This window comes from Amycolatopsis halotolerans, from assembly GCF_042647905.1.
GTDB classification, from domain to species: domain Bacteria; phylum Actinomycetota; class Actinomycetes; order Mycobacteriales; family Pseudonocardiaceae; genus Amycolatopsis; species Amycolatopsis halotolerans.
This window is the reverse complement of the sequence record NZ_JBHRWI010000063.1, coordinates 1-18045: the sequence shown is the minus strand read 5'-3', so window position 1 is coordinate 18045 and position 18045 is coordinate 1. Positions and strand designations below refer to the sequence as shown.

Annotated in this window: 16 protein-coding genes; 9 read left to right on the top strand and 7 right to left on the bottom strand. The window is 68.4% G+C overall.

Annotated elements, in window-relative coordinates:
- The first annotated feature begins 22 nt into the window (after positions 1–22).
- The gene (locus tag ACFORO_RS40510) at positions 23–352 is read left to right on the top strand and encodes a hypothetical protein (protein WP_377873701.1); all 330 of its coding nucleotides are present in this window, start codon (positions 23–25) and stop codon (positions 350–352) included.
- A gap of 46 nt (positions 353–398) precedes the next feature.
- Positions 399–1373, top strand: coding sequence for an amidohydrolase family protein (locus tag ACFORO_RS40505; RefSeq protein ID WP_377873700.1), 975 nt, complete (start codon positions 399–401; stop codon positions 1371–1373).
- Here the strand turns inward: ACFORO_RS40505 and ACFORO_RS40500 are convergent.
- Together ACFORO_RS40500 and ACFORO_RS40495 are read right to left on the bottom strand one after the other, a co-directional pair.
- Positions 1370–2500 carry a glycosyltransferase family 4 protein gene (locus ACFORO_RS40500; protein WP_354745438.1) on the bottom strand — a complete coding sequence of 377 codons (1131 nt, stop codon included), beginning with the start codon at positions 2498–2500 and terminating at the stop codon, positions 1370–1372. The two genes, ACFORO_RS40505 and ACFORO_RS40500, sit on opposite strands and share 4 nt — an antisense overlap.
- A gap of 354 nt (positions 2501–2854) precedes the next feature.
- Complete coding sequence (locus ACFORO_RS40495) at positions 2855–3940, bottom strand: glycosyltransferase family 4 protein (RefSeq protein ID WP_377873699.1); 1086 nt, start codon at positions 3938–3940, stop codon at positions 2855–2857.
- Between the two features lie 18 nt (positions 3941–3958).
- On the opposite strand from ACFORO_RS40495, the gene ACFORO_RS40490 reads away from it, so the two are divergent.
- The 3 genes from ACFORO_RS40490 to ACFORO_RS40480 are packed head-to-tail and all read left to right on the top strand — an operon-like array spanning position 3959 to position 8511.
- Positions 3959–4888 carry a glycosyltransferase family 2 protein gene (locus ACFORO_RS40490; RefSeq protein WP_377873698.1) on the top strand — a complete coding sequence of 310 codons (930 nt, stop codon included), beginning with the start codon at positions 3959–3961 and terminating at the stop codon, positions 4886–4888.
- Between the two features lie 31 nt (positions 4889–4919).
- Entirely contained in the window at positions 4920–7433 is a 2514-nt protein-coding gene (locus ACFORO_RS40485) for a glycosyltransferase (RefSeq protein ID WP_377873697.1), read from the top strand.
- Entirely contained in the window at positions 7426–8511 is a 1086-nt protein-coding gene (locus tag ACFORO_RS40480) for a glycosyltransferase family 4 protein (RefSeq protein ID WP_377873696.1), read from the top strand. The genes ACFORO_RS40485 and ACFORO_RS40480 overlap by 8 nt, the downstream gene beginning before the upstream one ends.
- 184 nt (positions 8512–8695) lie before the next feature.
- Here ACFORO_RS40480 and rfbD read toward each other — a convergent pair whose 3' ends face one another.
- A complete protein-coding gene (gene rfbD, locus ACFORO_RS40475; protein WP_377873695.1) occupies positions 8696–9580 on the bottom strand; it encodes a dTDP-4-dehydrorhamnose reductase in 885 nt (294 codons plus the stop codon).
- Between the two features lie 28 nt (positions 9581–9608).
- Positions 9609–10601, bottom strand: a complete 993-nt coding sequence (gene rfbB / locus ACFORO_RS40470) for a dTDP-glucose 4,6-dehydratase (RefSeq protein WP_377873694.1) — start codon at positions 10599–10601, stop codon at positions 9609–9611.
- Between the two features lie 116 nt (positions 10602–10717).
- Between rfbB and ACFORO_RS40465 the strand changes: the two genes are divergently transcribed.
- The 3 genes from ACFORO_RS40465 to ACFORO_RS40455 all read left to right on the top strand — a co-directional run bounded on the left by ACFORO_RS40465 (position 10718) and on the right by ACFORO_RS40455 (position 14558).
- The gene (locus ACFORO_RS40465; RefSeq protein WP_377873693.1) at positions 10718–12256 is read left to right on the top strand and encodes an LCP family protein; all 1539 of its coding nucleotides are present in this window, start codon (positions 10718–10720) and stop codon (positions 12254–12256) included.
- 199 nt (positions 12257–12455) lie between these two features.
- Positions 12456–13832, top strand: a complete 1377-nt coding sequence (locus tag ACFORO_RS40460) for an LCP family protein (protein WP_377873716.1) — start codon at positions 12456–12458, stop codon at positions 13830–13832.
- 21 nt (positions 13833–13853) lie between these two features.
- Entirely contained in the window at positions 13854–14558 is a 705-nt protein-coding gene (locus ACFORO_RS40455; RefSeq protein ID WP_377873692.1) for a TIGR03089 family protein, read from the top strand.
- Between the two features lie 44 nt (positions 14559–14602).
- Here ACFORO_RS40455 and ACFORO_RS40450 read toward each other — a convergent pair whose 3' ends face one another.
- Positions 14603–15031, bottom strand: coding sequence for a DoxX family protein (locus ACFORO_RS40450; protein WP_377873691.1), 429 nt, complete (start codon positions 15029–15031; stop codon positions 14603–14605).
- A 280-nt stretch (positions 15032–15311) separates the two neighbouring features.
- Here ACFORO_RS40450 and ACFORO_RS40445 point away from each other — a divergent pair, with 280 nt between their 5' ends.
- Positions 15312–17216, top strand: a complete 1905-nt coding sequence (locus ACFORO_RS40445) for a GTP-binding protein (RefSeq protein WP_377873690.1) — start codon at positions 15312–15314, stop codon at positions 17214–17216.
- On the opposite strand, the gene ACFORO_RS40440 is transcribed toward ACFORO_RS40445, so the two are convergent.
- Positions 17152–17574 (bottom strand): hypothetical protein, encoded by a 423-nt coding sequence (locus tag ACFORO_RS40440; protein WP_344288753.1) that lies wholly within the window; start codon positions 17572–17574, stop codon positions 17152–17154. The genes ACFORO_RS40445 and ACFORO_RS40440 overlap by 65 nt on opposite strands.
- An 84-nt stretch (positions 17575–17658) precedes the next feature.
- Positions 17659–17988 carry a hypothetical protein gene (locus ACFORO_RS40435; protein WP_377873689.1) on the bottom strand — a complete coding sequence of 110 codons (330 nt, stop codon included), beginning with the start codon at positions 17986–17988 and terminating at the stop codon, positions 17659–17661.
- Between the last annotated feature and the right edge of the window lie 57 nt (positions 17989–18045).

The window sequence follows — 18045 nt, the reverse complement described above, 5'->3', positions numbered from 1 at the left end:
CACCCCGCGAAGGAGAATCGTCATGACCGCATCTCGTGCCTCGCTGCCCATCCTGATCACCGCCTGGTCCGTTCCCGCGCTCGTCCTCGGGCAATTCGCGTTGCTCTCCGGTATCCCGCTGATCGCGCTGGTCGTCTCCAGCCTTCGCAATTCCCAGCCGCGCGCCCTGCGCTGGTGGTCCGCCGGACTGGCCGCGGTCTATCTCGGAGTCCTCGCACTCTGGGCGTTAAGTCCGGAAAGCGCGCCCAGTTTGTCTAAATCCATGAATCCGGCGGTCACCGCATTCTTCGTCGCGAGCGGAGTCGCGGTCGCTATCGCACACCACGTCCGCAAAACAGCCAAGGCCGGTTAACCGAAAACTGGTAATCTCGAAAGCACCAGCCATAACGAGGAGGCCGATGAAAACCGTCGCGATCGAGGAGCACTGGACCACCCCCGGCATCGACCGGATGCTGCGCACCGAATCCGGCGATCCGAGCATCGCCCACAACGACCGGGGCGACCTCCCGGAACGCCTGCTCGACATCGGCGACCAGCGCGTCGCGTGGATGGACGAGGCGGGCATCGACGTCCAAGTGCTCTCGATCGCGCCGCCGGGAACTCACGGATGCCCGGCCCCGCAAGGCATCGAACTGAGCCGCGAAGCGAACGATCTCGCCAGCGAGGCCGTCGCGAAGCATCCCGATCGCTTTCGCGCCATGACGACGCTGCCGATGTCCGACCCGGCCGCCGCCCTCGCCGAACTGCAGCGGACGGCGAACGACCCAGCGCACGTCGGCATCATGTCGTACGGCCGCAGCGGCGATCGTCCCCTCGACGATCCCGCGTACGACGAACTGCTCGGCGCGGCCGCCGAGCTTGAGCGGCCGGTTTTCGTCCACCCGCAGATCCCGGTGGAGTCAGTGCGCCGGGCTTCCTACAGCGGGTTCAGCCCTGAACTCGACCTCGGGCTGGCCACCTACGGCCTCGGCTGGCACTACGAGGCCGGGCTCGCCGTCATCCGGCTGATCCTGCGCGGAACGTTCGACCGCCACCCGAACCTGCAGGTCGTCCTCGGCCACTGGGGCGAGGTGGTCCTGTTCGCACTGGACCGCATCGACAGCCTGTCGCACACGGCCACCCATCTCGAACGTCGCGTCGCCGAGTATTTCCGTACCAACATTCACCTGGCGACCAGCGGAATGCTCGTCCCGCGAATGCTGCGCAACGCACTCGAATACACGACCGCCGACCGGATTCTGCTGTCCGGCGATTACCCGTTCCACCGGATGCAAGCCGCGGCCATCACGGAATTCCTGGAGAAATTGCCAAATCAGGAAGACCGGGAAAAGATCGCGCACGCCAACGCGGAAGCCCTTTACGGTCTCCGTTAACGATTGCGCAAATGCTGGTGCCAGGCTTTTCCGTAAGCCTCGCGGTGCCGATCCGCCGTTGTCGTCCACGAGAATTCCTTGGCGCGCCGCTGTGCCGCGGAAGCGAGCACTGAACGACGCGACGGATCGGCCAGCAGTTCCGTCAACGCCGCGGCGACATCGCCCGCGCCGACGCCGCAGTACGCCACCGCGTCCCCGCCGACCTCCGGCAGCGACAGCCGACGAGTGGTCAGTACTGCGGCACCGCAGGCCATGGCCTCGAGAACCGGCAGTCCGAAGCCTTCGCCGAGGCTCGGATAAGCCACAAGTTCCGCGCCGCCAAGGAATCCGGCGAGCGTGCCGAACGGCAGGTACCCCGCGCGAATCACCCGAAGCCGGTGCGGCACCGCGTCCAGCGCGCGCTCCACCTGAGTGTCCCAGCCGGGCTGCCCGGCGAGCACGAGCGCCGGAGCGTCCCGCTGCCCGGCGACCGCGCGGGCGTAACCGCGGATCAGCGCGGGCACGTTTTTCCGCGGTTCGAGCGCCCCGAGGAACGCGATGTACGGCGTCGCGCCCAGCCCGACCGCCTTCCGCGCCGCCGCGATCTCCTCCGGGGACGGCGGATGAAAGCGTTCGCTGTCGACGCCGTGATGGATGATCTCCATCTCGGCCCGCCGCACCGGGCTCACCCGAGCCAGTTCTACCGCTGTCGCGTGACTGGGAACTACGCAGAGTGTTGCCCGGCGCAGCGCCGTGGTGGTCCAAGCGCGGAAGAAACGGGCCTTGACCGACGAGTGCAGGACGGCGTCGGTGAAGAACGTCGCGTCGTGCAGCGTGACCACCGAAGCGGCCCCGCTGGCGAGCGGCATCGTGTAGTGCGGCGAGTGCACGACGTCGGCGGCGAGCCGGCGCACGAGCCGCGGCAGGGTGGCCTGTTCCCAGGTCAGCCGAGCGGTGCGCGTCGAGGTCGCGGGCGATGCGGCGACGATCCGGGAACTGGGCGCGAGCTGGCCGTAGAGCGGCAGGTCGCGCGGCTGGCAGACCACCGTCAGCCGGGCCCCGTCCTGATCGAGCGCGCCGACGAGCGAGTCCACGTATCGGCCGACCCCGCCCCGATCCGCGGGCACCGCGGTCGCGTCGATCAGCACACGGGGATCACCGGTCACGAGTGCAGCGTACGGCGATCACCCACCGCACAGGTCAGGAACCGGCAAACTGCCGCCAACTCCGGTGGCGCCCACCCTCGCCCACCTGCGCTCACCCGTCTGGGTTCACCCGACCGTGTGACCTCGACGGTTCTGTCTGACTGTCCGCTCGGCCGCCGTTGCCGAGCTTCGACAGCTCCGCCGCGTCGCCTCGCGACACCGCTCAGCTCGACCGCCGACACGCCAGCCCACAGCCCAGCTCCACCGCCGCGTCCGACCCGCGTCGCCTCCGCGGCACCCCTCAGCCCGACCGCCGACGCACACGCCCGCAGCCCAGCTCCGCCGCCGCGGCACCTCTCAGCTCGACCGCCGATGGGCAGCCCACACCGCCTCCGCCGCAGCCCGCCACGTGAACGTCCGCGCCCGTTCCCGCCCGTGCTTCGACATCTCCGCCGCCTTGTCCGGCGACAGCAGCACCTCTTTCAGCGCCCGAGCCAGCGCATCGGCGTCCCCGCGCGGCGCCACCAGCCCCGCGCCGCCGGACACCTCCACCAGCGCCGGGACGTCCGTGTGCACCACCGGCACCCCGATCGCCATCGCTTCCAGCAGCGGCAGCCCGAAGCCCTCGGCGAGGCTCGGCATCGCCAGCACGCTCGCGCCGCGCATCGCCGTCGCCAGCTGGGCGTCGGTCACCTTCCCCAGCACCCGCACCGATTTCAGGCCGCGGTCGGCTGCCAGCCGCACCGGGTCGATGCCGCCCCAGCCGGGCTGGCCGGCGAGCACGAGGCCGACGTTGCCGACCTCGTCCGTGCCGTCGAGCTGCGCCACCGCGTCGACCAGCACGTCCATGCCCTTGCGCGGTTCGATCGTCCCGACCGCCAGCACGTACCGCGACGGCAGATCCAGCTGAGCAGCCCCCTCCGGCACGGTCACCCCGTGCGGCACGACCCGCACCGGAACGTCCACGTCCAGCAGCACCGCCAGCTCGTCGGCGACCGCGCGGGTCGGCACGATCAGCCCGGACGACCGCCGCGCGGCCCGCGCGATCATCGACCGGTGCCAGCTGACTCCTCGGGCGGTCAAAGTCTCCGGATGCGTCCACGGCACGGTGTCATGCACAGTGACGGTCAGCGTTCGTCCAGCCGGGGGGCGGGGCGGCGCGAACGGGGTCGGCGCATGCACCGCGTCACCGCCCGGCCACCAGCGCAGGCCCAGCTGCCACAGCGCGACCAGCGCCCTCGGCGGCAGCGGCAGCACGCGCGGTCCTTCGACGCCCTCGATCCGCGCCGCGGAGACGTCCGCGTGCCGCGCGACCACGCTGGACACGGTCCAGCCGGGCGGCGCGGTGCGGGCGAGCGCGGGCAGCAGTTCGGCGGTGTACCGGCCGGTGCCGCCCGGAACGGGGGCGAGCAGTTGCTCGGCGATCACGACCAGTTCGGGCACGCCGCTATTCTCTCCCAGGTGACCAGCGAGGAATCCGGCACCACCGTCGTCGTGGTGACCTGGCGTGGGGCAGACCACCTCGCCGCGTGTCTCGACGCGCTCGCCGCCCAGGACCGTCCACATCGGACACTCGTGGTCGACAACGCCTCAACCGACGGCACCGCAACGATTCTGGCCGCGCACCCCAGCCATCCGGAGGTCCTCCGACTGCGCCGAAACACCGGATACGCCGGTGCGATGGCTCACGCGCTCAGCCGGATCGACACCCCGCGTGTCGCCTGGCTCAACGACGACGCCGCGCCCGAACCGGACTGGCTCGCGGTCCTCGAGGACACCCTCGAGAGCCAACCGCTCGCCGCCGCCGTCACGTCCCGGCTCGAACTGCCCGACGGCAGCACCCAGTCCACCGGCGTCCGCCTCACCGCCGACGGCCACGGCGCCGACCTCACCGCACCCAGCGACGAGGTCTTCGGCTTCTGCGGCGGCGCCGCGCTGCTGCGCACCGAGGCCGTGCGCGAGGTCGGCGGGGTCCCGGCGAGTTTCTTCTGTTACTACGAGGACACCGACACCGCGTGGCGGCTTCGGCTGGCCGGATGGCACGTCGTCGCCGCGCCGAAGGCACGCGTCCAGCACCTGCACGGGGCCAGTACGAACCCCGGTTCACCGCAATTTCACCAGTGGAATGAACGCAACCGTTTGCTCATGCTGTTGCGCTGCGCCCCTACTAAAGTCGCATTCCGCGAACTGGCCCGCTTCGCCGCGATCACCGCTTTGCTGCCGCTGCGCAGACACCGTCCGGACGCGGCGAACTTCGACCCGGCGCTGCGCTTACGCGTACTGGCGGAGATCTTTCTCCGGCTCCCCCGCACCCTGCGGGAACGCGGTCGCGTGAGCCGGATCTCGGCGCTGGGCCGAGGCGCGATCTGGGAAGCCTGGGCTGGCCTTTAAGCTGGGCGGAAATTCGACGGAGGAGCTCGTCTTGGCAGTGGGGGACCCGCAACCGCTCGTCTCGGTGATCGTGGTGAATTACCGCGGCGCCGACGACACCATCACCTGCCTGCGGGCGCTGCGAGCCGACCTGGACTACGCGAATGTCGAACTGATCTGCGTCGACAACGCTTCCGGCGGCGACGACGCGGCCCGCATCCGCGCGGCGGTGCCGGATGTCCAGCTCATCGAGTCGCCGGTCAACACCGGTTTCGCGGGCGGCTGCAACCTCGGCGCGAAGCACGCGAACGGCACCGTCCTCGGCTTCCTCAACAACGACGCGCGCCCCGCTCCGGCGTGGGTCTCCGCGGCCGTCGCCGAACTGCGCGCGCAACCGACCGTCGCGGCGGTGGCGAGCAAGGTCGTCGACTGGGAGGGCACCGGCACCGACTTCGTGGACGCGGGTCTGACCTGGTTCGGCATGGGCTACAAACGCCACGCCGGCAGCCCGCTCGCGGACGTGCCCGAGGCCGAGCACGACGTCGCCAAGGACGTCCTCTTCGGCACCGGCTCGGCGTTGTTCGTGCGCGCCTCGGTCTTCGCCGAACTCGGCGGTTTCGACGAGCGCTTCTTCATGTTCTACGAGGACGTCGACCTGGGCTGGCGCCTCAACCTGCGCGGCTGGCGGGTCCGCTACGTGCCGGAATCGCTCACCTACCACCGCCACCACGGCACCATGTCCGCCGTCGACGCACCGGACACCGGCCGCGAGACCTTCCTGCTGGAACGCAACGCACTGGCCGCGCTGTACAAAAACCTCTCCGACGAATCCCTCGCCCGCGCCCTGCCCGCCGCACTCGCACTGGCCGTCCGCCGAGCGACCGCACGCGGCGGCATCGACCCGGAGCAGCTGAACCTCGAGAAGGGCGTCGGCCCAGTCGACACCTCGGACATCTCGGTCCCGCGCACCACGCTCGCCGGAGTGCTGGCCGTGGACCGATTCGTCGAGATGATGCCTTCGCTGGCCGAGTCGCGGACGATTGAGCAAACCGCCCGCGTACGCACCGACGCCGACTTGCTTCCGTTGCTGCGCAAGGCACTTGAGCCCGCCTACCCGCTGCCGGACTACCTGCGCGCGCACGAGATTCTGGTCGAAGCGTTCGGCATCAAGGACGTCTTCGGCCAGCGCCGCAAGATCCTCGTCCTGACCGGCGATTCCATTACCGAGCGAATGGCCGGCCCCGCGATCCGGGCGTGGAACATCGCCTCGACGCTGTCGGCCGAGCACGACGTGCACCTCATGACCACCAACCCGCTGGTCTCGCCTCCGCCCGCGGCATTCCAGGTCAGCTCGGGCAAACACCGCGATCTCGACGGCCCCATCGAATGGGCGGATGTCGTGATCTTGCAGGGCCACGTACTGGAACTGGCCCCGTCGCTGAAGAAGCAGCACGAGAACAAAATCGTGGTCGCTGACGTCTACGACCCGATGCACCTGGAGTTGCTGGAACAGGGCAAGGACGCCCCGGACGACCAGCGCGCTCTCGACCTCGCCGGCGTCACCCGAGTCCTGGACGCCCAACTCGAACGCGCCGATTTCTTCCTCTGCGCTTCCGAACGCCAGCGACACTTCTGGCTAGGCCACCTAGCCGCACTCGGCCGTCTGTCCCCGCGCCTCTACGACGCCGACCCGACGACTCAGTCGCTGCTGGCCGTCGTCCCCTTCGGCCTCTCCCCCCAAGCCCCGACGCGCACTGGTCCGGGCTTGCGTTCCTCTCTTGGCATCGGCGAATCCGACCGCGTAGTCCTGTGGGCAGGCGGCGTCTACAGCTGGTTCGACCCGCTGACCCTGATCCGCGCCTTCGACCTGCTCCGCCACCGCCGCGACGACGCCCGTCTCGTGTTCCTCGGCATGAAGCACCCGAACCCCGAAGTCGCCGAAATGGACATCGGCGCCCGTACGGTGCGGCTTGCGGATTCCCTGGGCCTTACGGACAAGAACGTCTTCTTCAACGAACAATGGGTCCCGTATTCGGACCGACAGAACTGGCTTCTCGACTCCGACTGCGGCGTCACCACGCATTACGAACACGTCGAGACCACTTTCGCTTTCCGCACCCGGGTTCTGGATTACCTGTGGGCCGGTTTGCCCATCGTGACGACAGACGGCGATGCCTTCGCCGACCTCGTCCGCGCGGAGAACCTCGGCGTCGTAGTCCCCGCCGAAGACGCCGGTGCCTTGGCAGACGCGTTAGAGAAATCCTTGTACGACCGAGAATTCGCCGACGCCTGCGTCGAACGAATCCGAGTGGTCGCCCAGCGGTACGCCTGGCCGGAGGCGCTGAAACCGCTGGTGGAATTCTGCCGGAACCCGCGCCCAGCCGCCGACCGGCTGCCCGGCGGTGCGGACCTGACGGTCAGCGACCCAGTGCGCGGAGCCGCGCTGGTACGGCGAGATTTGGCCCTGGTCAAGGAATATCTCGCCGCTGGCGGACCAGGCGAGTTGGCAAAGCGAGCAGCGGGACGAGTCACGAAGGTGGCACGGGAACGGTTGCGCCGTGGCTGACCGTCCGCTGCGCGTCCTGCTAGACGGCACCCCTCTGCTCGGTTCCCGGACCGGGATTGGCCGGTACACGGCCGCACTGAGCGAAGAACTCGCTTCGATGTCCGAAGTGGACCTTCGCGCCGTCGCTTTCACTTTGCGGGGCTGGCGGAAATTGCGGCACGTTTTGCCGCATGGGGTTCAGGCTCGGGGAATGCCGGTCTCTGCCCGCCTTTTGCGAGCCACCTGGTTACGCACCCAGCTGCCCCCAGTGGAACTGTTCGCCGGCCCCACCGATGTCGTCCATGGCACGAATTTCGTCCTCCCCGGCCGCCTCCGTGCCGCTGGAGTTCTGACCATTCACGACCTGGCTTTCATCGACGCCCCTCAGGAACTGGCCCACTCCGACCGAACCCTGCCCGAACTGGTCCGGCGTGGCGCACATCGAGCGAATGTCATCTGCACGCCGACCGAGGCTGTTGCGGACGCGGTCGCCGAGAAGCTGGACGTTGACCGGTCGAAGATCATCGCCACCCCGCTGGGCGTGAATCCGGCTTGGTTCACCGCTCGACCGCCGGATGACGGGGTGCGAGCGAAGCTGCGGCTACCGGAGAAGTACCTGCTGTTCGCCGGTGCCGCCGGACCGCGCAAGGGCCTGGACTGGCTGGCCGCCGCTCATGCCGCCGCACCGGATTTGCCGCCGCTGGTTTTCGCTGGCCCTGGACCGTTTCCGAGGCTGCCGAGGTCTGGACAGACTGGGTATCTGTCCGATGTGGACCTTCGGACTGTGGTGGCTGGTGCTGCCGCCCTTGTGCTTCCTTCGCGGGATGAAGGCTTCGGTTTGCCTGTCTTGGAAGCGATGGCCTCGGATGTTCCCGTCGTTTGCACGGACATTCCCGCTCTGCGCGAGGTCGCGGGAGACTGCGCCACCTTGGTCCCGTATGACGACGTTGACGGCCTCGCGGAGGCCCTGCGCCAAGCTGTAACCGACCCTCACGGTCTCGCGACGTCTACCGCCCGCAGAACTCATGCGGCCAGCTTCACCTGGCACAACACCGCGCTACGCACCCTGGACGCATATCGCCAGGCGACCGAGGCGTAACGCCGCATAAAACCGCTGCCGGCGAAGCCGGAAAAGAACCTCCAAGACAAAGGCACCCCGAGCCGTAATTGTGCTGACGGTCTGGGGGTGCTTGTCAAGGCGGGAAAGATGCCTTGACAAGCACCCCCAGACCGCAGGGCGGCTTCGTATCGGGGAGCAGGGAGGGGGCTGGCGCTTTGTCTTCTTAAGCGTGGATGTAGCTGTTTAAAGCTGCGCGCCAATCCCTCAAAGGAGTTAGTCCGGCGTCTCGCCAGGAAGCGTTGGAGAGCAAAGAGTAGGCGGGGCGGGCGGCGGGGCGGGGAAACTCTTCGGTCGTGCAGGGGGTGACCCGAGCAGGATCGGCCCCGATCTCCTCGAAGATCGCTCGGGCAAATCCGTACCAGGAAGTCTCGCCGCCACCAGTGCAATGAAGGACGTTCCCCGCAGGTCCCCGCCCAGCGGCAACCACTCCGGCGAGCTCCCACAAACCCCGGGCAAGATCAGCCGACCAGGTGGGGGCCCCTACCTGATCGTTCACCACCGACAATTGATCCCGTTCGGACTCCAGCCTTCGCATCGTCTCTACGAAATTGGCCCCGGTCTTCCCGTAAACCCAGCTAGTCCGCACCACCCAGGCCGAAGCCCCCGAACCAAGAACCGCGTCCTCCCCAGCGGCCTTAGTCCGTCCGTAAGCATTCTGCGGCCCCAACGCGTCATCAACCTCATAAGGCCGATTCCCGTCCCCAGGAAAAACATAATCCGTGGAGACGTGAATCAACGGCACCCGCCGTGAAGTACACGCCGCAGCCAGCACCCGAGGCCCGTCGACGTTCACCGCGAACGCCCGGGCCTCGTCCGACTCCGCGGCATCGACCGCCGTATACGCGGCAGCATTGATCACCACTGGCACTGCTCCGGCAGCCGCGGCCCGCTCGGCCAGTTCGCCCACCGCGGCGATCACCTGGCCGGTAGCCGTGACATCCAGCTCCGCCGACGAAGGCGCGATCACTTCCGTTTCCGGGCCCGCGGTGTTCACCAGGTCCCGGCCTAGCTGACCGGAACCGCCGGGCACGAGCACTGCCAGCCGCACCGGCGTACCTCCTACTGCGACAAGGGTTTCAGGACGTGCCGAGCGCGGCGCGGGCCTTCAGCGGCTCCCACCACGACCGGTTGTCGGCATACCAGCGCACCGTCTCCGCCAAACCGTCCTCGAACGACACCCGCGGAGCGTAACCGAGTTCGCCGCTGATCTTCGCGATGTCGACCGAGTACCGCCGGTCGTGGCCCTTGCGGTCGGCCACCGGTTCGACCATTTCCCAGCCGACGCCGGTCGCCGCGAGCAGGCGTTCGGTCAGTTCCCGGTTGGTCAGCTCCGTGCCGCCGCCGATGTTGTAGATCTCGCCCGGGCGACCGCCGTCGGCGACCAGCTGGATTCCGTGACAGTGGTCGTCCACGTGCAGCCAGTCGCGGATGTTCAGACCATCGCCGTACAGCGGGACCTTCTTGCCGTCCAGCAGGTTCGTCGCGAAGAGCGGGATGACCTTTTCCGGGAACTGGTACGGGCCGTAGTTGTTCGAGCACCGCGTGACGCACACCGGGAACCCGTGCGTGCGGAAGTACGAGCGCGCGATCAGATCCGACGAAGCCTTCGAGGCCGAGTACGGCGAATTCGGCTCCAGCACGTGGTCTTCCGACCACGAACCGTCCTGGATGGACCCGTACACCTCGTCCGTCGAGACGTGCACGAACTTCCCGACCTGCGCCTCGAGCGCGGCCTGCAGCAACGTCTGCGTGCCGAGCACGTTGGTGAGCACGAAGTCCGCCGAACCGAGGATCGAGCGGTCCACATGGGACTCCGCGGCGAAGTGGACGACCAGGTCGACGCCGCGCATCAGCTCGGCGACCTGTGCGGTGTCGCAGATGTCGCCGCGCACGAAGCGCAGCCGCGCGCTGTCGGCGACCGGGGCGAGATTCGCCTCGCTGCCCGCGTAAGTGAGTTTGTCGAGCACTACGACCTCGGCGTCGGCCAGCGTCGGATACGCCCCCGACAGCACCTGCCGTACGTAGTGCGAACCGATGAACCCGGCACCGCCGGTGACCAGGACCCGCATCCTCATCCACCCTTCCGCCCGACCGGGCACTCTCGCCACCAGCCTACGGGTGGCTCACTCGAGAGTCGGTAGAGTCGGGCAAAGCGCGAAAAGCGCGGGCATCCTGGGGAGGAACAGTGGCCGAATGGCCGGGGACACCGCTGCCGGTGCACCGCGGTCGCGGCGTGGTCGTCGTGCTGCGGCGAAGCGGGAAGATCCTGATGTCCGTCGTGTCCGTGGTCGTGCTCGCGCTGACCTGGTACGGCTGGCAGTTCATCGGCGACCCGCAGTCCGGTTTCTCCACCACGGCGATCTTCGGCGAACAGCAGCCGCACGCGAAACCGCTCGACGGCGCTATTGACATCCTCCTGGTCGGCCAGGACAGCCGCACCGACGCGCAGGGCAACCCGCTGCCCCGCGAGGTGCTCGACATGCTGCACGCCGGCGAGTCCGACGGCGAAAAGCAGACCGACACGATGATTCTCGTGCACATCCCGCAGAACGGGGAGCACGCGATCGCCATCTCCTTCCCGCGCGACTCCTACGTCGAGATCACCGGCGGCTTCGGCAAGCACAAGCTAAACAGCGCGTACGTCTACGCCTACAACGACACCGCCAAGACGCTGCAGGCCAAGGGCAACGCCGACCTCAAAGACGTCGACGAGAAAGCCAAGCTCGCCGGACGCAAGAACCTCGTCGCGACGCTCGAGAAGTTCATCGGCAAACCGGGCATGATCGACCGCTACGCCGAGGTCAACCTGGCCAGCTTCTACGAGGTCACGAAGGCCATCGGCGGCGTGCAGGTGTGCCTCAAGAACCCGGTGAAGGAAAAGAAGTCGGGCGTCGACCTGCCCGCCGGGAAGCAGACCATCGAGGGTGTGCAGGCGCTCGCGTTCGTCCGGCAGCGCTACGGCCTGCAGAACGGCGACCTCGACCGGATCGGGCGCCAGCAGGCGTTCCTGTCCGGGCTGGCGACCAAGGTGCTCTCGTCCGACGTGCTGGCCAACCCGGTGCGGATCGCGCAGCTCATCGAGGCGGTGAAGAAATCCGTGGTGCTGTCCGCGGGCTGGGACCTCTCCGAGTTCGTCGAGCAGATGCGCGGGCTGACCGGCGGCAACGTCGAGTTCCACACCATCCCCACCGAGGGCAACGCGGTGCTGGGCGGCGCGGACGTGCTGCGCGTCGACCCGGCGAAGGTCCGCGCCGAGATCAACCGGCTGACCTCCGACGGCAGCGCACCGGAACCCAGCAACGCGCCGCTGCCCGGGGCCGAAAAGGTCACCGTCGAACTGTTCGACGGGTCCGGTTCGAGTGCCGCCGATCAGGTGCAGAGTCTGTTGCAGGGCAAGGGTTTCCAGCTCGGCACGAGCACGAAGCTGTCCACCCGCGCGACCACCGTGCTGCGCTACCACCCGTCCGATGAGGCCGCCGCCGATCTCGTCCGCCAAACCCTCGGCAGCAACGCACAGGCCGAACCGGACGCCGACGTCGCCGCCGGGCACGTCCGGGTGATCCTCGGCAAGGACGCACGCGACACGGCCGGAGCGCCGGCCTCGACGTCCTCGGCCCCGCCTGCCGCACCGCCCTCGTCGCCCCCGTCCGGACCGCCTTCGTCCGGACCCTCGAACTCACCCGCACCGCTCATCACGGCGGGCGATGTCCCCTGCGTCAACTAGAGTCGAGCACCCAGCGTGCCGGCGCGCCGCAGGCCGTACGCTGGTGAACGGGGAGGTAACCGGGGTGAGCGAAAACCAGGACAAACCGGACCGGACGGCGGATTCCGCCGACAGTCCAGCGGTTTCCGACGCCTCGGACCACGGATCCGACGGAACGACGGAGCCGAAGCATGCTGCCGCTGAGCCCGTAGCCGAAGAGGTGACCGAGGACACCGCGGCCGCGGAAACCGAGCCGGTTACCGAGGGTGTCGCCAGCGCCGAGGGTGCCAGCAGCACTGAAGCCGCCGCCAGCTCCGAAGGCGCCGCTGCCGAAGGTGCCGCCGCGGCAGAGGAAGCCGCTCCTGAGTGGAAGCCCTCCCCGCACCCGCGCGTCGAACTCCCCCAGCCGTCGAGCCCCGCTCCGCCGCCGGAGACTCAGCGCCGCACGGGCCGGGCCACCCGGATCACGCGCCGCGTCGCGATCGGCCTGGTCTCCCTGCTCGCGCTGAGCGGCACGGGTTACGCGTACGTCACCAAGGACAAGCTGCAGGACAACGTCGCGACCGCCGACGTCCTCACCCCGCGCGCCGGCGAACCCCCGGCCCCGCCCGCCGACGACGGCGGCACCGACATCCTGCTCGTCGGCAGCGACGCGCGCACCGACCAGCAGGGCAATCCGCTCCCGCTGAGCATGCTGAAGTCGCTGCGCACCGAGGACAAAGCCGGGATCAACACCGACACCATCATCCTGCTGCGGATCCCGAAGAACGGCGGCAAGGCGTCCGCCGTGTCCATCCCGCGCGACAGCTGGGTCGACGTTCCGGGCCGGGGCAAAGCGAAGATCAACTCCGCGTACGGCGTCGCCAAGGCGCACGCCGAGCAGGAGGAACGCGCGCAGGGCGAGCACGACCAGGCGAAGATCGCGCGCGATTCGGACGCCGCCGGACGACGGGCGCTGGTCCAGACCGTGCAGGACCTCACCCAGGCGCGCATCGACCACTACGCCGAGATCAACCTGCTCGGGTTCTACCTGATCACCGAGGCGGTCGGCGGCGTGCCGGTGTGCCTCAACCACGCGACGTCGGACAAGGACTCCGGGGCGAACTTCCGCCGCGGCGTGCAGACGGTGAGCGGCGGCGAGGCGCTGTCCTTCGTGCGCCAGCGCAAGAACCTGCCGAACGGCGACCTCGACCGGATCAAGCGGCAGCAGGCGTTCCTGTCCTCGGCGATGCGCAAGGTGCTGTCCGCGGGCACGCTCGCCAATCCGAGCACGCTGAACAGCCTGATGGACGCCGTGCACCGGTCGTTCGTCCTCGACGACAGCCTCGACGTGCTCGAATTCGCCCAGCAGGTCAAGGGCGTCGCGTCCGGCGACCTGGCCTTCGCGACGATCCCGGTGATCACCACGAACGGCCGCAGCGAGGACGGGCAGAGCATCGTCGAGGTCGACCCGGCCGCGGTGCAGAAGTTCGTGGCCGGACTGGCCGGACGCACCACCACCGGAAGCCCGGGAGGCAACGGAGGCGGCGGCGCGGCGGCCGGAGCGGTGCCGCAGGGCCTGGACTCGGGAATCCCGGGCGTGCCCTGCGTCGACTGACGCCGCGACTAGCCTGAGGACATGAGCCTCACCGAGCAGCTGCTGCGCCCGCTTCTTGCCTCGTCGGCGAAACCGCTGATCACGCACTACGACGACCGGCTCGGCAGCCGGGTCGAGCTGTCCGTGGCGACGATGCAGAACTGGGCCGCGAAAACGGCGAACTGGCTGGTCGACGAGTTCGACGTGGAGCCGGGCGACGCCGTCGCGGTGCGGCTGCCCGCGCACTGGCAGACCGCGGGCGTGCTGCTCGGCGCGTGGTGGTGCGGTGCCCGTGTGGTCGCGGAGCCCGAGGGTGCGCGGGTCGTGTTCACCAGCCCGGACGAGGAGATCGACGCCCCGGCCGTCGCGGTGGTGTCGCTCGACCCGATGGGCCGAGGCCTCTCGACGCCGCCGTCCGGCGGAGCGCTCGACTACCTCTCCGAGGCGCGGATGTCCGGCGACCAGTTCTTCCCGACGCAGCCGGCCACCGGCGACACCCCGGCGCTCGGTTCCTCCACTGTGGACGAAGTATGGGCGGAAGCCACTGCCCGCGCGGCAAAACTCGGCCTGACCGCTGCCGACCGAGTTTTGTCCACGATGGACTGGACGGTGCCGGACGGCGTGCTCGACGGCCTGCTCGTCCCGCTCGCCGCCAGCGCGCACCTGGTCCAGATGACGAACGCCGACCCGGCGAAACTGTCCGCCCGCCGCGAGGCCGAACGCACCACCGCCGACCTGACCTCGTGAGCGGGTGGCGCCGGTCCTCACCGGTGCCACCACTCACGACGTACTCAGGCGTTCTGCAGTTCTCCCGCACCCTGACGGCGACGGTGGAAGAGCACGTGGTCCAGGGACAGCCGGCCACCGTTGAAGCCCAGCGCCAGCGCGGTGAGTCCGAGCACCAGCACCAGCTCGTAGCCGCCCTCACCGGTAAGGCCGTGTGCCGCGTGCACCGAGATCAGCGCGCCGGCCATGTTGATCGCGTAGCCGATCGCGACCACCGGCAGCAGGAAGCCCACGACGAACGCGATCGAGCCGAGCAGTTCGAGCACGATCACCAGGAACGCGGAGACGCTCGGCAGCGGGATGCCGATCTGGCTGAACATGTCGGCGGTCGCGCCCACGCCGCTGTCCCATTTCTGCAGGCCGTGGGCGAAGAACACCACCGCGATGCCGATGCGGCCGAGCAGCAGCGCGACGTCCTTGACTCGAGTCAACATGGAGACAGCTCCCAGTAGGTGAAAATTCAACTGACCCGACTCACGGTAGGGCACCGAACACCGCCGCGGGGGTGTCAGCCAGTGATCGACAGGAAACCGACAGGCACCGAAAACTCGCTGTACACCGCGCCCGACCCGGCGCTACCGTGCCGATATCCGCGAGTGTTCGCCTGCTCGCGGCCGTGTTTTCCGGTTTTCGACGTGCGAGGAGCCCCGATGCGCCGACAGTCCGATCGACCCCAGTTCGGCCTGTCACCCGTATCTGAGGACTTCCGCACGCATGAAAGCACTGACCATCGGCATCCTGGCGCACATCGACGCAGGTAAAACCAGCCTCACCGAACGGCTGCTGTTCGAGACCGGCGTGATCGACCACGCCGGTCGGGTCGACGACGGCGACACCCAGACCGATTCGCTCGACCTCGAACGCCGGCGCGGCATCACCATCAAGTCCGCCGTCGTGGCGGTCAGCACGCCCGGCCACCGGCTCAGCCTCGTGGACACCCCTGGCCACCCGGATTTCATCGCGGAGGTCGAACGCGCCGTCGGTGTACTCGACGGCGCGGTGCTCGTGGTGTCCGCGGTGGAAGGCGTGCAAGCCCAGACCCGCGTGCTGATGCGCACGCTCGTCCGGCTCGGCATTCCGGTGCTCGTGTTCGTGAACAAGATCGACCGCACCGGTGCTCGCGAAAACTCGTTGCTAGAATCCTTGCGTACCAAGCTTTCCCCGCGCTGTGTCGCGATGAGCACGGTGACCGGGATCGGCACCACCGATGCCCGACCGACACCGCTGCCCTTCGACGAGCGCCTAGCGGACGCACTCGCTGGCGATGACGTCTTCCTCGAGTCCTATGTGGCCGGTAAAGCGTCCTCAATGGATTACCGCGATGCGTTGGCGCGTCAGGTCGCCGCCGCCTCGGTGTATCCGGTCTTCTTCGGTTCAGCCGTCACCGGAGCTGGCGTGCGCGACCTCATCTCCGGAGTTTACGAACTGCTGCCGTCCCGCGAACGCCGCGCGGACGGACCTCTCGACGCCACCGTCTTCAAGATCGAACGCGGGCGTTCCGGCGAGAAAATCGCTTACGTGCGAATGTTCTCCGGCGCGCTGGCGGCGCGCCGACCGGTGCCGTTCCGACGCTTGGACACGGAAGGCGTCGGCCGCCCGTCCGCAGTGCGGGTGTTCGAACACGGCGCGACCCCGGTGTCCGGCGAGGCGCTGGCCGGGGATGTCGCACGCGTCTGGGGTTTTCCGGAGATCCGGATCGGCGACCGGCTGGGCGACAGCGCCGACCTTTCCCAGAACCGGTTCTTCGCCCCGCCGAGCCTGGAAACGCTGGTATATCCAGTCGATCCTGACCAGACCAGCGCGCTGTACACCGCGCTGACGCGACTGTCCGAACAGGACCCGCTGATCAGCATCCGCCGGCAGGACCAGGAAATCACCGTCCGTTTGTATGGCGAAGTACAGAAGGAAGTAATTCGGGCAACGCTCACCGAAGAGTTCGGAATCGCCGCCGAATTCGAGGAATCGCGCCCGCTGCTAGTCGAACGTCTACACGGGACAGGACACCGTGTACGCCATCCTGCTCCCGACGAGCGCGTGTTCTTCTGGGCCACAGTCGGACTTCGCGTCAACCCAGGCCCGCCTGGTTCCGGCACCGACTACCGTTTGGAAGTCGAACTCGGCTCGCTGCCGCTGTCGTTTCACAAAGCCGTCGAAGACACCGTGCACGAAATCCTCCGCGAAGGCCTGCACGGCCGGGAGGTAATCGACTGCGTGGTCACCCTCACCGATACCGCGTTCTACCCGCCAGCCAGCACCGCCGGGGATTTCCGCGGCATGACCCGGTTGGTGCTGCAGGAAGCGTTGCGCCAGGCCGGAACGCGGGTGTACGAACCGGTCCACGCGTTCGAAATCGAAGCACCCGCTTCCGCGACCAGCGCGGTGCTGCGCAAACTCGTCGAACTTCGCGCAGTACCCGGCGAACCAGTGATCACCGGTGACCGATGCACTGTGGACGGTCACCTCCCGGCCGCCTCCGCACACGAACTGGAACAGGCCTTGCCCGCACTAACCCAAGGCGAAGGCACGCTGGTGAGCAGTTTCGCCGAATACCGGCTCAAGCCGGGTGGCGGCGGGCCGCGTCGAGCTCCGTCCAGCCGCCGTGGGCGGACAACAGCGTGAGGACGCGCTCCGCGAGGGCCGAAAAGCGGCGCAGGTCCTCGTGGAGCGCTTTGGCGCGGGTGGAGTCGAGCGGGGCGTGGTCGTCCCACCAGAGGCAGATGACCGCGCTCGCGCACAGCACGAGCGGCTGAACGAGGTCCGTGAACTCCGCGGACGGCTCGGCCGTTTCCCGGCACGTGCGCTCGATTTCGTCGCACGCGTCGAGGAGCTCGCGCAACGGGCCCACCGCGCCGGACGGGGTGCCGTCCCACGACGCGGTGGGCCACGCGCGGTCGCTCAGCTCGAGCCAGAGCCGCCATCCGGCGACCAGCTCGGCCTCGTCGTGCGGCGTCCAGGTGTCGGGGAGCAGCCAGAACATGTCACCGACTGTGACATCGCGGCCGGAGCGGGCGCAATCAAGTCGGCGAAAGTGTTCGCGTTTTTACCCCGAGGCGGGGGTATCTCAGCTGATCACCGGGGGCACGAACACGCAGCTGGGCCTCTTCGCGTGCTGCGGGTCGAGCGCGTTGAGCACCTCGCGCTGCGCGATCGGGTCGTAGGTGATGCCGAGGTGGTCGGTGTAGTCGAGTCCGCAGACGTCCTGGAGGACGAGGTTTTTCACGTTGGGAGCGGGCTTGAGGAAGGCGTTGGTGTAGGGCGTGACAACGTCGTCATACCTGGTCTGGATGACCGTGTAGTCGACGCCCGGGACAGTGTCTCCTCCCGCGTTGAGGTCGTTGAGGAACGCGGACCCGGTGGACTGCTCGTTGCAAGCCGCGCAAGCCACTCCCACGGCCGTGTCATGACAACCGTGTAAGCCGCGGATGGACCAAGATCGGGTCGCTGACGG